This window comes from Pseudarthrobacter sp. NPDC055928, assembly GCF_042270935.1.
Classification (GTDB): Bacteria; Actinomycetota; Actinomycetes; order Actinomycetales; family Micrococcaceae; genus Arthrobacter.
This window is the reverse complement of the sequence record NZ_JBHJZH010000001.1, coordinates 496,523-511,748: the sequence shown is the minus strand read 5'-3', so window position 1 is coordinate 511,748 and position 15,226 is coordinate 496,523. Positions and strand designations below refer to the sequence as shown.

Sequence of the window (15,226 nt, the reverse complement as noted above, 5' to 3'; positions counted from 1 at the left end):
GTTTAAACGCCACCGCCCGGCAGCTGGACCACTCAGTGGATCCGGCGGCCGGGCGGCAGCAGGCAAAATTAGGCAGCGGGCGCGATGAACGCGAGCTCCAGGTTGATGGCAACCTTGTCGCTGACCAGCACGCCGCCGGCTTCCAGCACGGCGTTCCAGGTCAGGCCGAAGTCCTTGCGGCTGATGGTGGTCTCGGCGGAGACGCCGGCGCGGGTGTTACCGAACGGGTCCACGGCCACGCCGTTGAACTCGGTTTCCAGGGCCACCGGGCGGGTGACGCCCTTGATGGTCAGGTCGCCGGTCAGCTCGTAGGTGTTGCCCTTGGCCACCAGGCCGTTGGAAACGAAGGAGATTTCCGGGAAGTTCTCCACGTCGAAGAAGTCCTCGCCGCGGACGTGGCCGTCGCGGTTCACATCGCCGGAGTCGAAGCTGGCCGTCTTGATGGTGGCGCTGATCTTGGAGTCCGCCACGTTCTCAGCCAGGTCCAAGGTTGCTGCGGCATCCTTGAACTGGCCGCGGACCTTGCTGATTCCTGCGTGCCGGACAGTGAAGCCGATTTCGCTGTGTGAGTTGTCCAGGGTCCAGGTGCCGGTGGTGACGTCTGCGGGAAGTGACATGGTGTTTCTCCTTGGGAGTGTGTCGGGTAGTACTGGGAATGGTTGACGCTTCATTTGTTGAAGTCTCAACTAACTGCTGCATCCAGTATAAACATGCATTTGCATCTTTTGTTCCCACTTCCGGAACATTTTTTGAGAATCTTCAGTTCTACTGGATGTAGAAGATTTCGGATAGCACGCCATCTTTGAGAAACTGGTAAACATGCCCCAAGCCACTGTCCATCTGCTCCGCCACGGCGAGGTCCATAATCCCGACGGCGTTCTGTACGGCAGGCTGCCCGAATTCCACCTCTCAGAGCTGGGACGGGAAATGGCACAGACGCTCGCCGCGCACTTCAGCGAGCGTGCGGCCCTTGGCGCACGGATTGTCTATCTCGCGGCGTCTCCGCTGACCAGGGCCCAGGAGACAGCAGTGCCCACGGCCGAAGCACTGCACCTTGAAATCCACACGGACGAGCGCATCATTGAGGCCGAGAACTACTTCGAGGGCATGAAGGTCACCAAGGCCGAGCTCCGCAAGCCCAAGCACTGGCCGCATTTGGTCAACCCGCTCAGGCCGTCCTGGGGAGAGCCCTACAAGGCGCAGGCGGCCCGTGTCCGGGCTGCGGTCCAGGATGCCAGGCTCCGCGCCATTGAGCTGGCCGGTGACGACTACGGATCCGATGGGCCCGAGGCCATCATGGTCAGCCACCAGCTGCCCATCTGGGCCACCCGCCTCAGCGCCGAGGGACGTCCCCTGTGGCATGATCCGCGCAAGCGCGAGTGCACGCTGACGTCCATCACCTCCCTGGTGTTCGACGACGACGGCTCCCTCCTGCGCGTTGTGTACAGTGAGCCCGCTGCCGCACTTCTTCCCGGTGCCGCCAGCACCCCGGGGGCCTGACCGTGGCACCCTTCCGTTCCCAGGACACCCGCGCCACCTCCGGCCAGACCGCCTCCGGCCTGGCAACGTCCCGCCGCGCTGTGCTTGCCGCGGGTGGCGCGGCCCTGACCGCCCTGACCCTGGGCCTGTCGGCGTGCGCGCAGGAGGATGCCTTGGCCAAGCAGGCCAAAGCAGGCGACAACAAGAACTATGTTGCCGGGGACGGTTCGGTCACCGAGTTCGCCGCAGCCGACCGCAAGGCCGCCGTCGCCATCAACGGCACGCTCTTCACAGGCACCGCGGTAACCCCCGCCGACTTCCAGGGCAAGGTGACGGTCCTGAACTTCTGGTTTGCAGCCTGCGCACCCTGCCGCGTGGAGGCACCCATCCTGGAGGAGCTGCACCAGGAGTTCAAGGAGCAGGGCGTGCAGTTCCTCGGCGTCAACCTCCGTGATGAAAAAGCCACCGCCGAGGCCTTCGACAAAACATTCAACCTGACCTACCCCAGCTTCGACGACAAGAACGGCGGCGTTCTCCTGGCCGTCTCCGGGCTGGTCCCGCCCGGCGCAGTCCCCACCACTCTGGTCCTCGACAAGCAGGGCCGGGTGGCCTCGCGCGTGCTGGGCGAAATCCAGAAGGGCACCCTCAAAGCCCTCATTACCGCTGCTGTGGCAGAGTAGCGGCGGCTCCGGACCGTGAACAGCCCCTTCGCCGAAGCCATCCTGAACGGCTCGCTCCTGCTTGCCATCCCCGTGGCGCTGCTGGCCGGCCTGGTCTCCTTCCTCTCGCCCTGCGTCCTGCCCCTGGTGCCGGGGTACCTGGGCTACGTCACCGGACTGAGCGGCGTGGACCTGCAAAAGCAGAAGCGCGGCCGGATGCTGGCGGGCATCGGGCTCTTCGTTCTCGGGTTCTCCCTGATTTTTGTGCTTTTGGGCGGTGCCTTTGGCCAGCTGGGCACGCTGATCACGGGCTCGCAAAACGCGTGGATCACCCAGCTCCTGGGCGTCCTGGTGATCATCATGGGCGTGGTGTTCATGGGCGGTTTCGGTTGGCTGCAGCGTGATGCGAAAATCCATGCCAAGCCGCCGGCCGGCCTGTGGGGTGCGCCCTTGCTGGGGATCACGTTCGGGCTGGGTTGGGCCCCGTGCATCGGGCCCACCTACTCCGCCGTCCAGCTCCTGAGTCTGTCGGGCGGTTCTTCCGCCGCCAAGGGTGCCCTCCTGGCCTTTGTGTACAGCCTGGGCCTGGGCATCCCGTTCCTGTTGATTGCCCTGGCGGTTCGCCGCGGCATGGGCGTGATGTCCTTCTTCCGCAAGCACCGGCTGGCCATCCAGCGCACTGGCGGCGGAATCCTGATTGTCCTGGGGCTGCTGATGGCCAGCGGTGTCTGGGGCACCTGGGTCACCGAACTCCAGTACTGGTTCCAAACCGATGTGAAGTTGCCGATCTGATGAGCGAGCGCGTGAAAGCAAACAAGTTGTCTCCGGCCCAGTCCCCGGCCCCCGTGGCCGCCGCCAAGGCCGAGGCAGCCCTGCCTGTCCTCGGGCCCGTGGGGATGCTGCGCTGGGCGTGGACGCAGCTGACCAGCATGAAGACGGCGCTGTTCCTGCTCCTGCTGCTCGCGGTGGCAGCGGTGCCCGGTTCGCTGTTCCCGCAGCGTCCCGCCAACCCGTCCATTGTGACGCAGTACATCAAGGACAACCCGGATTACGGCAAGCTGCTGGACACCCTGCAGCTTTACGATGTCTACTCCTCGGCCTGGTTCTCAGCCATCTACATCCTGCTGTTCATCTCGCTGATCGGCTGTGTCGTCCCACGCGCCATCGCCCATTACAAAGCCATGCGCTCCCAGCCGCCGCGGACCCCCAAACGTCTCTCCCGCCTGCCCGAGTACGGCACCCTGGTGGTTCCCGCCGACGCCGGCCTCCCGGCGTCGGACGCCATCCGCAGCGCCGCCGGGCTGCTGAGGAACCGCGGCTACCGGGTTGAGGTGAGGGACGACGACGGCGCGCGGCCGTCTTTGGGGGCCGAGCGCGGCTTCCTGAAAGAAGTGGGGAACCTGGTGTTCCACACCTCGCTGATAGGCGTCCTGGTGTCCGTGGCCGTCGGCGGCCTGTTCGGCTACAGCGGCCAGCGCATCCTGGTGGAGGGTGACACGTTCGTGAACACCCTTGTTGGTTACGACCAATTCACCCCCGGCACCAACTTCCAGTCCAGCCAACTGCAGCCGTACTCCATCCAACTGGACAAGTTCGCCGTCACGTTCGACCGCGAATCCAGGGGCAAGTTCGGCCAGCCCATCGATTTCACGGCGGACGTCACCACCAAGGAAACACCGGATGCGCCGGCCAAGCAGGAGGTCCTGAAAGTCAACGACCCTGTGACCCTGGGCGGTACCAGTATCTACCTGACAGGCAACGGCTACGCGCCGTTGGTCACGGTGCGTGACGGTGCTGGCAACGTGGCCTTCCAAGGGCCAGTAGTGGGCAGGCTGCAGGGTGAGAACTACTACTCGTCGGTCGTGATCAAGGTTCCTGACGCCAAACCGGACCAGCTTGGCTTCGCCGGCTTCTTCCTGCCCACGGCGTTCAAAACCGAGGAAGGCGTCTCGTTCAGCGGGGACCCTGAACTGATTAACCCGCAGCTGACCCTGAACTCGTTCTACGGGGACCTGGGCCTGGACGACGGCGCGCCGCAAAACGTTTTCGAACTGGACGTCAAGGACCTGACGCCGCTGAACGCCCGCAACCTGGACGCCGGCGGCATCACCCTGGCGCCGGGCATGAGCTACACCCTGCCGGACGGCAAGGGAAGCATCAGTTTCGACGGCGTGAAGCGCTACGTGGGCGTGGACATCCACCACAATCCCGGCCAGCTCTACGCCCTCATCTTCGCGCTGCTTGCCGTGGCAGGCCTCATCATTTCCCTCTATGTCAACCGCCGCCGGGTCTGGATCCGCACGGGGACCCACGAGGACGGCCGGACCATGGTGGAGTATGGCCTCCTGGCCCGCGGCGAAGACCACCGGCTGGCCGCTGAAGCCGCGGCCATCCGGAAACTCCTCGCCGAGGAGTGGAAGCTTCCGCAATCCGCTGGGGCTACGGAGGACGCCACGGCTGACTCCGCCCGCACCCAGCAAACTCTCAGCCGCCAGGACCATAATGGCGCAGATTCGCTCACCTCCCCAGCTGGCCCCGTCGGGCCGAAAAAGGACCAGTAATGCCCTTCGCCATCAACGAAACCATGGGCCAGTACAGCGAGCTGTTCATGCTGCTCGCTGCAGGCACGTACACGGTTGCCTTCATCGCCTTCGCCTGGGACCTGGCGAAGAGCAGCAAGGCGCTGCGCGCCGTTGACCTCAAGGCGGCCCAGGCGGAGCAGGCACCGAAGGTCCCTGTTGGTGCAGGAGTAGCCACTGCCGGCGCCGGGGCTGACAGGGGCGCTGACAGGACCGAGTCGCACCTCGCCGGGCCGGCTGGCAGGGCTGAGCGGCCGACGTCGGCCTCCGCCCGGCAGGCAGCGGGTGCCTCCGGCGCGGGACAGACCGCCGACGCCGACATGCGCTACGCCGCGGAACGGCGCGCCCCGGCGCGGGTCGCCGTCGCCCTGACCATCCTGGGAGTGCTGATCCACGGCGCCGCAGTCATCACCCGTGCCCTGGGCGCGGGACGCGTGCCGTGGGGCAATATGTACGAGTTCCTGACCACCGGTGCGTTTGTGGCCGTGGCTGTGTTCCTGCTGGTGCTGATCCGCCGCGACCTGCGGTTCCTGGGCACCTTCGTGGTGGGCCTCGCCGTCATCATGCTGACGGCCGCCACCGTGGCTTACTTCACCCCCGTGGGCCACCTGGTTCCTGCGCTGCAGAGCTACTGGCTGATCATCCACGTCTCCATCGCAGTGCTGTCCTCGGCCCTTTTTACCCTCACGTTCGCCATGTCAGCCCTCCAATTGGTGCAGGCGCACCGGCAGAAGACCGTAGCTGCCGGTGGCGCGGACAAGCTGGGCTTCATGCGGCTGGTGCCTTCGGCCCTGAGCCTGGAAAACCTCTCCTACCGGATCAACGCCATCGCCTTCATCGGCTGGACGTTCACGCTGATGTTCGGGGCCATCTGGGCGGAGAAGGCCTGGGGCCGGTTCTGGGGCTGGGACACCAAGGAAGTATGGACGTTCGTGATCTGGGTGGTCTACGCCGGCTACTTGCATGCCCGGGCCACCCGGGGCTGGACTGGGACCCGCGCAGCCTGGCTCTCGATCGTCGGCTACCTGTGCGTGATTTTTAACTTCACCATCGTGAACCAATTCTTTAATGGGCTGCATTCCTACTCAGGCCTCTGAACAGGGGTTTCTTCCAACCGCTCCCACGCTGGCCTGTCGATAGTAAATTCGGTGTAGCAATAAGGGTTTTGCCATTGAATTGGTGGTGCTACCTTGGTGGAAGCTCGTCTGTGATGAAGCTCGCGGACGGCCTGCTGCGTTTTTTCCGAGGTACTTATGAGCTACGTTCTCGCCATCGATGTCGGGACCAGTTTCACCGCCGCCGCCATTGCCCGTATCGACCTGATTGCTCCGTCTGTTCCGGAGAGCCTCCCGTTGGGGCTCCGCGGAACGTCGGTGCCATCGGTGGTCTACTATCCCGAGGAAGGCCCCATCCTGGTGGGGGAGGCCGCCGAGCGGCGTGGGCTGGATTCCCCCGACCGGGTGGTCAGGGAATTCAAACGCCGGATCGGAGACGACGTCCCGATCGCCGTTGGGGCTCTGTCCCTGCCGGCGGAGGAAGTCTTCGCCACCATGGCCGGCTGGGTGGTTGACCGGGCCGCGGAACGCGAGGGCGAGCCTCCGTCGCAGATCATCCTGTCGCACCCGGCAGCCTGGGGCGGCCACCGGACCGCCATCATCCAGGAAGCCCTCAGTGCCCGGGGACTGCGCGGTGTCACGCTGATAACGGAACCGGAAGCGGCGGCCCTTCATTACGCCTCCCAAGTCAGGGTGGAGGATGGCAGTACCATCGCCGTTTACGACCTGGGCGGTGGCACCTTTGACACGGCCCTCCTCAGGAAGGCCGACGCCGACCGCTTTGAGTTCCTGGGCCGGCCTGAGGGGATCGAAGGCCTGGGCGGCGCCGACTTCGACGCAGCGGTCCTGCGCCACGTCGCGGCGCACACCGGGGAGGCTTTAGCTGCCCTTGACCCCGCCGACCCCGCATCGCTGGCGTCACTGGCCCGGCTCCGCCGTGAGTGCGTGGAAGCCAAGGAAGCGCTCTCGGCCGACAGCGCGGCCAGCATTTCCGTGTTCCTGCCCGGCATCCACCAGCAGGTACGGCTGGTCCGCTCCGAGCTGGAGGCCATGATCGAGGAACCCATCCGTCAGACGGTGGACGCCTTGGAACGTTCCCTCGATGAGCTCGGCCTGGAGGCGGATGACCTCACCGCGGTGCTGCTGATCGGCGGATCCTCGCGTATTCCCCTGGTGGCGCAGCTGATTTCGGAACAGCTCGACCGGCCCATCGCCGTGGACGCCGATCCCAAGTCCTCCATTTGCCTGGGGGCCGCGGTGGCAGCAGTCCGCGCCCGGCAGGCGGCGGCTGCGGCCGCTGTTCCACCCGACGAGGCAGTCACCGCCGTTGGCACGGTTCCTTCCTCGACGACGGCCATGACGTTGACAGCTCTGACAAACGTTGAGCCGCACGGTGACAGCAGCCGTGCCAGCTGGTCCCGGAAGTCCGGCTCCGCTTTTGGCTCCTTGGCTGGCACCGCCGCCGCTGCTGCCGGCGTCGGTGCCAGGGGACATGCAGGCACTCATACAGGAGTCCATGGTCCGGCGGCCAGTTCCGGGCCGCATAGTCCGCGGCCATCTGTGCGGCTCACTGCCGTGGCTGCCGCTGCAGCGCTGTTCACGGTCCTGACCGCCACTGCTGCGCAAAGCCCCGAGGGACTGGGAAGCCTGACGGCGATGTTCGCGCCACAGGAGGCAGCCAAGGACTCCAGCGCCGCAGCCGCAGACCCCGGCACGTCAGCGCCTGACGGCACTGGCGGCGGTGCACAAGGCGATGGTGCAGCGGATGCCACGGGCGACGGACAGGCTCCGATGAGGGGTATTGAGGCCAGTGCCAAGAAGACCAGTGGTAAGTCCGCAAGCACGCAGGGGATCGAGGCAGCGGCATCGCCCACCAGCAAGCCGTCCATCAGCGCATCCACGCCAAACCTGGACAGTGGTGGAACGGCAGGCGCGGCCGCAGGTTCCGTGACGGGTGGAACAACCGGTACGACGTCCGATCCAACGCAGGGAACCAGCGGCTCCGGAGCGGCCGCCGGGACAACGCCGACCACGAATCCTGACCCCACCACGGACCCGGTTCCCGACCCGACCACCGACCCGCCGGCGCCTGATCCAACGACGGATCCGCCTGCGCCGGTGCCGGATCCAACGACGGATCCGCCTGCGCCGGTGCCGGATCCAACGACGGATCCGCCTGCTCCGGTGCCGGATCCAACGACGGATCCGCCTGCTCCGGTGCCGGACCCAACGACGGATCCGCCTGCGCCGGTGCCGGATCCAACGACGGACCCGCCCGCGGAAGATCCGATTCCGACTGAGCCGGCGGTCTGAGGCATGGTGGCCCATCATCAGCCGTCAGCCAGGGAACTCCTCCACGGCCACGCAAGCGAGACAAACGTTGCGCCGCCTCACACCTACGGCACGGACGGAGCGGGACCTGAAGGGACGGGTACGCCTCACGTCGGCACCGAACCGCACGCGCTGGCGCCTGGCAGCCCCCAATACATGGCACAGCAGCTTCGCGGTGAGAACGCTGCAGTCCGGGAACTCCTCCTGGCACTGTCCGTCGGATTTTCCCTTCCCGGTCCGTTGCCGGCGGAGCTGGAGCGGAAGGTGGGCGGCGGGGACGTCGAAAGCCTCGATTCCCTCGTGGCCAAGGCCGAAGCCTCCGGGCTCCTCCTGCCGGACGGCACTGTTGTAGGAACGGCTCAGCACGCGCTCCTGACCCTGACACCCACTGCCCGGATCCACGCGCTCCAGCGCGAACTCGTGGGATGCTTCGCTGCCGAAGGCCGTCCGCTGGGCGACTTTGCCCGCGAACTGGCACGCGGCGGACTGGCTGACCTCCGCGTCGCGGCTGAGCTGGAAAAGGCCGCTAACAAGGCACTCGAACACAATCCAGGCCTGGCTGCGGAACTCTACGGCGAGGCGTTGTTGGCAGGCGCCGACGAATTGTCCACCGCCGCCCGCCGGGCTCACGCCGCAGCGGCCACCGGGGACCTGGATACTGCAGCCCGCATTGTCGACGGCGTGCTGGGATGCCCTGACCCACCAGACCTCCTGCTCGCTGTAGACGTCTCGGCTGCCGTATGGGCGCAGCGGGGGATGCTGGGCCGCAGCGCGGACGTCTACGCCTGGCTGGGCCCATCGCGCGTGGGTACATCCGCCCCAGCCGCCGCCGTGGCTATGATCGGCTGCGGCAACCGCGCCGGAGCCGAATCAATGTTCCCCGGCGGTTCCTCGCCGTCGTCGCCCACTCTTTTGGCTGTGGCGCAGGCCCAAACGGCGAAAGGCATTGTGGAGTCACTGGCCGGGGACCCCCATCAGGGGCTGCCGGTGCTGATCCACGCCTCAGACATGCTGAACGCCTCCGGTGCGACAAGTCCGCTGCCGGATACGCCCGGTGCACTTGCAGCCCTGGTGGCCCTGCACAGCGGCGAACCGCACCTGGCGGAAACCATCGTTCGCGCCGCGGCCGCCGCAGGCCAGGGTGGCGATGCGGCCAAGCCCAGGCTGTTCCTGCTCCAGGCATGGTCGGCCATGCAGCAGGACAACCCGGAGGATGCCCGGCTGGCCATCAACGAAGCCTCAAAAGCGAACCACTGGCCACTGGTCCCGCGGGATGAATTCCTGTGCGCCGCCCTGGAAGTGGGGCTTGCACGCCGCAGCGGCGAAGTGCACGACCTTGTCCTGGCGTGGGAACGGGCACGGGAGGCCATGCTGCACACGTCCGTGGACCTCTACAACCTCCTGCCTTGGGGCGAACTGATGATCACGGCTGCACGGCTGCGGGAGACCAGGCGCGTCTCGCATTACCTTGACGAGGCATGGACGCTGCTGCATGAACTTGGCGACCCTCCACTGTGGGCGGTGCCGTTGCACTGGGCGGGCGTCCAGGCCGCGCTGCTGAACGAAAGCCCGGCAGACCTCGCGCCGCACGCCACGGCACTGGCTCGGGCAGCAGACCACAGCCACCTCGCATGGGTGCTGGCTGCAGCCGGAAAGGCCTGGGTCTCGGTCTTGGCGGCAAATTTCCAAGCCGCCGATGTGGAAGCAGCGGCCCGCGGGCTGAACGCCGTCGGAATGCCCTGGGAGGGTGCGCGGCTTGCCGGGCACGCCGCTGCCCGGGCAGACGAGCGTAAGGACATGGTGCGGTTGTTGTCCTGCGCCCGGGACCTTCATCCGCAGGGCAGTTCAGCCGGCACGGGAGCCTCCGGACCGTCGGAGCCGCGGGGCACTGCCGCCCCCGAGAACAACAACAGCATGCCCCCTGACGGCGGCTCAGGACTGAGTGAGCGCGAGAAGGAAGTGGCACGGCTGGTCCTTGAAGGCAAGACCTACCGCGAGATCGGGGAGGCGATTTACATCTCCCCGAGGACCGCGGAGCACCACATAGCCCGGATGCGCCGCCGGCTCGGCGCCGAAAACCGCTCCGACCTGTTGGTTCGGCTGCGCCTTGCCCTGGGACCGGAAAACCCCCAGCGGGAATAGCCCCTAGTACCCCTAACGGGACTGCCGCCGATCCCCTAGCAGGGGGTACGGCGGTACGGGGAAGTGACCCGATGCCCGGTCTTTGGGTGGGACCGTACGTTTGATTCAAGCCCGGTATCGACGCCGAGCCAGCCACAACTCAGAGAAGATTTGAGGACCATCCAATGCCTACACTCGCAAACGAGCTCGTCCAATTCCTGATGAGCCTTTTTGGAAACCCGCAAGCAGCGCAGGAGTTCCTGGAGGATCCTGAGCGGGCCCTGGACGATGCCGGCCTGGGCCACGTCTGCTCTGCAGATGTTGATGCGGCCATGCCGGTTGTTTTGGACTACGCTCCCATCACCCTCAACCATTCCTCGTTCGACCGGGAGTACAACACCGGCGGCAACGGCGCGGCAACCGGCCATCACGGCGGTGGCGGTGGCGGCCACACTCCTCCGCCTCCCCACAGTGGCGGACACGGCGGTGGCGGACACCACGACCACGACGACCATGCACATGCTGTCCAGCAGCTGCATCATGTAGTCAACAACTACTCCTACACGTCGACTGTGGATGACCGCGACACCATTACCGACCAGTCCGTCAACCAGAACATCTGGGCTGACGGGGACGTCAAGCAGTGGTTCGACAACGACTCGGTTGTGGCTTCCGGCGACCGCGCTATTGCTGCCGGCGATGACGCCGACGTTGAGGACTCCAACAACATCGAGGACTCCTACAACACAGACAACTCCACGGATAACTCGACCGACAACTCCATCAAGGCTGGCGGCGACGTCAACATCGGCAACAAGGAGACGGACATCGAGGACTCCTTCAACACCGACCTGGACGTGGACGTCGAGGATTCCTTCAACGACAACTCGGACAACTCCATCAACGATTCGTACAACGACAACTCTGACAACTCGACAGAGACCGACGTTGAAATCGACGTTGAGGACTCCTTCAACGACAACTCGGATCACTCGACGGACAACTCGGTGGAGATCGAGGACTCCTTCCAGGACAACTCCACTGACGTTGACGTTGAGGTGGAGGATTCGTTCAACACCGACAACTCCGAAACCACTGAAGTCGAGATTGAGGATTCCTTCAACGAGACCGAAACGGATGTCGAGATTGACGACTCCTTCAACGAAACCTCCACCGAGGTGGAGGTCGAACTCGAGGATTCCTTCAACGACAACTCAGAGACCACCGTCGTCGAGGACAACATTGTTGTTGCCGACAACGAGCTTGAGTTCACGGAGGACAACTCGATCAACACCGAGGTGGAGGTCGACGCCGATATCAGCGCCGAGGACGATTCGACAGTCACCCTCTAACGGCTGGTCCCGGGGTACCGGGAGTGCCCGGCAGGCGGCCCAGAACGCCTGCCGGGCACTTCTCGCGGCAACCCCAACGTCCCTATTTTCGAGACTTGAAGCAAAGGACTGGCTGTGGTTGAAACGCAACGCCCCGGGGGTCTGGCAAAGTCGACAGGACCGGCAAGGCCCTCAACGCCCCTTACGGCGGCGCAACTGACAAAACTCGTGGAACAGGGAATCGAGCTCGTCAGTGCCGGAGACCGCGCCGACCTGCGGAAACGCCTGGAGCAGACGTTGCGCAGGCTGCAGGATCCGAATGTCCGCGTGATCGTGGTGGGTGAATTCAAGCAGGGGAAAAGCAAACTCATCAACGCCCTGGTCAACGCTCCGGTCTGCCCTGTCGATGACGACATCGCTACCTCCGTACCCACGGTGGTCCGGCACGGTGATCCGGCCTCAGCCTCCATCCTCCTGCCCCCTGCGGATGCGGAGCCCGGTGACGAAACTGCACTTGAACGGCAGCCCATAAACATCGCTGATCTCGCCACCTACGTTTCCGAGCGCGGAAACCCCGGCAACGCCAAGAAACTCGTGGCCGCCGAAGTGTTCCTGCCCCGCAAGGTGCTGGCTGGGGGCCTCACAGTTGTCGACTCCCCGGGCGTCGGCGGCCTGGGGTCCACGCACACACTGACCACGCTTACGGCGCTGCCCTCGGCAGAGGCCATGCTTCTGGTTTCGGACGCATCGCAAGAATACACAGAACCTGAGATCAGGTTCCTGAAGCAAGCCATGCGGATCACGCCAAGCGTTGTGGGCGTGCTGTCCAAGACTGACCTGTACCCGGAATGGCGGAAGGTTGCCGAGCTTGACCGCGGCCACCTTTCCCGGGTCTCTGTGGACATCCCGCTTTTCCCTATTTCCTCAGATCTCCGCCTGGAAGCCGCCCGGCTGCAGGACGCCGAACTGAACGCCGAATCGGGTTTTCCCGGCCTGATCGGCCACCTCCGGAACGAAATCGTGGGGAAGGCGGAACGGATCCAGCGCCGTGCCGTCAGCCAGGACTTGCTTTCCGTGACCGAAAATCTTCGCCTGTCGCTTCAGTCGGAACTGGCCGCGCTGCAGAACCCGGAAGGGACCCCGCAGATGATTGCGGGGCTTGAGGCCGCCAAACTCGAAGCCGACGAACTCCGAAAGCGTTCCGCCCGGTGGCAGATCACGCTCAACGACGGCATCGGCGACCTCATCGCAGACATGGAGTACGACCTCCGGGACCGGCTGCGGCGGATCCAGCGTGAGGCTGAGGCTGCCATTGACCTGGGCGATCCTGGTCCCACGTGGCCGCAGTTTTCGACGTGGCTGGAGGAATGCGCCGCGGCCGCGATCTCGGACACTTTTGTTTGGACCAGCGAACGCGCACAGTGGCTGGCTGCGCAGGTTGCTGAGCATTTCTCCGAGGACGAGGTTGCTCTTCCCGTCCTGCGCGTTTCCGATACGGGCGACGCCCTGGATCCCGTCGATGACATGCCCGGGCTGGACGATGGGAAGATCAATCCGATGCAGAAGGTGCTGATTGGGATGCGGGGATCGTACGGCGGCGTCCTGATGTTTGGTCTGCTCACCGGCTTGTTCGGGATGGCCCTGATTAATCCGCTCTCTGTCGGGGCCGGACTGCTGTTGGGGCGCAAGGCTTACCGGGAAGACAAGGAAGCAAGGCTCAAGAGGAGGCAGACGGAAGCCAAGGCCCTGGTTCGCCGGCAGTTGGACGACGTCGTGTTTCAGGTGGGCAAGCAGCTCAAGGACCGGCTCCGGCTGGTACAGCGCTCTACCCGCGACCACTTCACCGAAATCGCCGAGGAACATCACCGTTCGCTCTCCGACTCCGTGGCGGCGGCGCAGAAAGCCGCCACCACCTACAAGCTGGAAAAGGAGATGCGGATCCGGGACATCCAGGCAGAGCTTAAGCGCGTTGACGCCCTGCACCGTATCGCAGAATCGGTGGCGGCGGAGTTGTCAGGGGCCGAAGCTGTGGCGAAGGCAACCGCGAAGCCCATGAGAGGGCCGGCTGCCAATCCACAGCCCGTCGGCTCCGGGCCAAGGACCGATGACGCGGACGGAACCCACGACGGCCGTGACGCGGGCGGCCATCGCTTCGGGAGCGGGCAGAGCCCGCACGCGCTGGCGGCTGGCTGATGAGGGAGGCAACCAGCAGGGGAGTGTCAGAGCTGATCCAGGAGGCCCTCACGGTCTACCGGGATGACGCCACTGCGACGGCAGCTTTGGAAGGCTACTCCGCGAGGCTTGCCGAGCCTCTCCGGGTTGCCGTGGCAGGAATGGTGAAGGCCGGCAAGTCCACCCTGCTCAACGCCATCATTGGCGAAGAGATTGCGCCCACCGATACCGGTGAATGCACACGCATTGTGACGTGGTACCGGTACGGGCATACGCCCCGCATCACGCTCTACCCGATGGCGGGTGAGCCGCGCACGCTGGCACTCAAGCGCGTGGACGGGCGTCTGGTGTTCCTCGGCACGGAGCGCGCGGAAGACGTGGAGAAGCTGGTAGTGGAATGGCCCTCCGAGAGCCTCCGGAACGTGACGCTGATAGACACTCCGGGCATTGCTTCCTTGTCCACGGACGTTTCCGCCAGGTCCGCCAGCTTCCTCACCCCCGCGGAATCAGCCTCCCAAGCTGACGCCGTCATATACCTTATGCGGCATATGCATGCCTCCGACCTCCGGTTCCTGGAATCATTCCGCGATACCGAGGCCGGACGGTCCGGCACCGTCAACGCCGTGGCAGTCCTGTCCCGGGCGGACGAGATCGGGGCGGGAAGGATCGACTCACTGCTCTCTGCCGGGGATATCGCGGAGCGGTATCGCCGGGACCACAGCCTGCGGAAGCTGGCATTGGGGGTGGTCCCGGTGGCGGGGCTCCTGGCGCAGAGTGCCCGGAGCATGCGCCAGGCGGACTTTGAATCCCTGGCCCTGCTAGCAGGCCTGGACCGCGCGGCCCGGGAGAAACTGTTGCTCTCGGCTGACAGGTTCCTGCGGGCAGGGGTGCCTGAGGGCCTCACGGCTGATGCCAGGGCATCATTGCTGGCGAGGTTCGGACTTTTCGGGATCCGCCTGGGCGTGGTGCTGATCCGGGCCGGCTTCACCGACCCCACCCCCTTGGCCCACGAACTTGCCAGGCGCAGCGGGCTGGACCCGCTGCTGGCCATGCTGGCCTGCCAGTTCCACGCCCGGGCCGACGCCCTGAAGGCGCGGACAGCACTGGTGGGTGTGGAATCCCTGCTTCGTGCGTCGCCGCGTGAGGGCTCGGGACATTTGTTGGCAGTACTGGAACGGCTTCAGGCAAATGCCCATGAGTTCCGCGAGTTGCGGTTGCTCGCCGCCCTGCGGACCGCCGGATCTTCACTCGGCCCTGACTGGGCCATCGAAGCTGAGAGGCTGATCGGTGGCTCCGGCACGGCGGCAGCCCTGCGACTCGGCCTGGAACCGGATGCCACTCCTGAGGAGATCACCACTGAGGCCCGGGAGTGCCTCCGACGCTGGCGGGTGCTCTCGGAGAACCCTTTGACTGACCGTTCGGGGCAGGAAGTCTGCCGTGTGGTGATGCGCAGCTGCGAGGGTATCCTTGCCGAAAGCGCGGCCCTGCAGCTGAGCTAG

The 15,226-nt window shown here is 65.3% G+C and carries 11 protein-coding genes; 10 read left to right on the top strand and 1 reads right to left on the bottom strand.

Translation table 11 applies throughout. The features are described 5' to 3' along the window. Positions 1 to 68: 68 nt before the first annotated feature. Positions 69 to 617, bottom strand: a complete 549-nt coding sequence (locus tag ACFC25_RS02465; RefSeq protein WP_376043831.1) for a YceI family protein — start codon at positions 615 to 617, stop codon at positions 69 to 71. 202 nt (positions 618 to 819) lie between these two features. On the opposite strand from ACFC25_RS02465, the gene ACFC25_RS02460 reads away from it, so the two are divergent. The 10 genes from ACFC25_RS02460 to ACFC25_RS02415 all read left to right on the top strand — a co-directional run bounded on the left by ACFC25_RS02460 (position 820) and on the right by ACFC25_RS02415 (position 15,226). After that, positions 820 to 1,500 (top strand): histidine phosphatase family protein, encoded by a 681-nt coding sequence (locus ACFC25_RS02460; RefSeq protein WP_337351601.1) that lies wholly within the window; start codon positions 820 to 822, stop codon positions 1,498 to 1,500. 80 nt (positions 1,501 to 1,580) lie between these two features. Beyond that, positions 1,581 to 2,159 carry a TlpA disulfide reductase family protein gene (locus ACFC25_RS02455; protein WP_337346282.1) on the top strand — a complete coding sequence of 193 codons (579 nt, stop codon included), beginning with the start codon at positions 1,581 to 1,583 and terminating at the stop codon, positions 2,157 to 2,159. 15 nt (positions 2,160 to 2,174) lie between these two features. Beyond that, positions 2,175 to 2,930, top strand: a complete 756-nt coding sequence (locus tag ACFC25_RS02450) for a cytochrome c biogenesis protein CcdA (protein WP_337346063.1) — start codon at positions 2,175 to 2,177, stop codon at positions 2,928 to 2,930. Beyond that, on the top strand, positions 2,930 to 4,699 hold the full coding sequence (locus tag ACFC25_RS02445) for a cytochrome c biogenesis protein ResB (protein ID WP_376043828.1): 1,770 nt from the start codon (positions 2,930 to 2,932) through the stop codon (positions 4,697 to 4,699). The genes ACFC25_RS02450 and ACFC25_RS02445 overlap by 1 nt, the downstream gene beginning before the upstream one ends. Beyond that, complete coding sequence (gene ccsB, locus ACFC25_RS02440; protein ID WP_376043826.1) at positions 4,699 to 5,814, top strand: c-type cytochrome biogenesis protein CcsB; 1,116 nt, start codon at positions 4,699 to 4,701, stop codon at positions 5,812 to 5,814. Before ACFC25_RS02445 ends, ccsB begins: the two co-directional genes overlap by 1 nt. A 156-nt stretch (positions 5,815 to 5,970) precedes the next feature. Next, positions 5,971 to 8,085, top strand: a complete 2,115-nt coding sequence (locus ACFC25_RS02435; RefSeq protein WP_376043824.1) for an Hsp70 family protein — start codon at positions 5,971 to 5,973, stop codon at positions 8,083 to 8,085. 174 nt (positions 8,086 to 8,259) lie between these two features. Continuing rightward, a complete protein-coding gene (locus ACFC25_RS02430) occupies positions 8,260 to 10,245 on the top strand; it encodes a LuxR C-terminal-related transcriptional regulator (protein ID WP_337351605.1) in 1,986 nt (661 codons plus the stop codon). Between the two features lie 164 nt (positions 10,246 to 10,409). Next, positions 10,410 to 11,576: an IniB N-terminal domain-containing protein gene (locus ACFC25_RS02425; protein WP_376043821.1), complete on the top strand. Its 1,167-nt coding sequence runs from the start codon at positions 10,410 to 10,412 to the stop codon at positions 11,574 to 11,576. Between the two features lie 141 nt (positions 11,577 to 11,717). After that, positions 11,718 to 13,748, top strand: a complete 2,031-nt coding sequence (locus tag ACFC25_RS02420; protein ID WP_376043977.1) for a dynamin family protein — start codon at positions 11,718 to 11,720, stop codon at positions 13,746 to 13,748. Beyond that, positions 13,748 to 15,226, top strand: a complete 1,479-nt coding sequence (locus tag ACFC25_RS02415) for a dynamin family protein (RefSeq protein WP_376043820.1) — start codon at positions 13,748 to 13,750, stop codon at positions 15,224 to 15,226. Before ACFC25_RS02420 ends, ACFC25_RS02415 begins: the two co-directional genes overlap by 1 nt.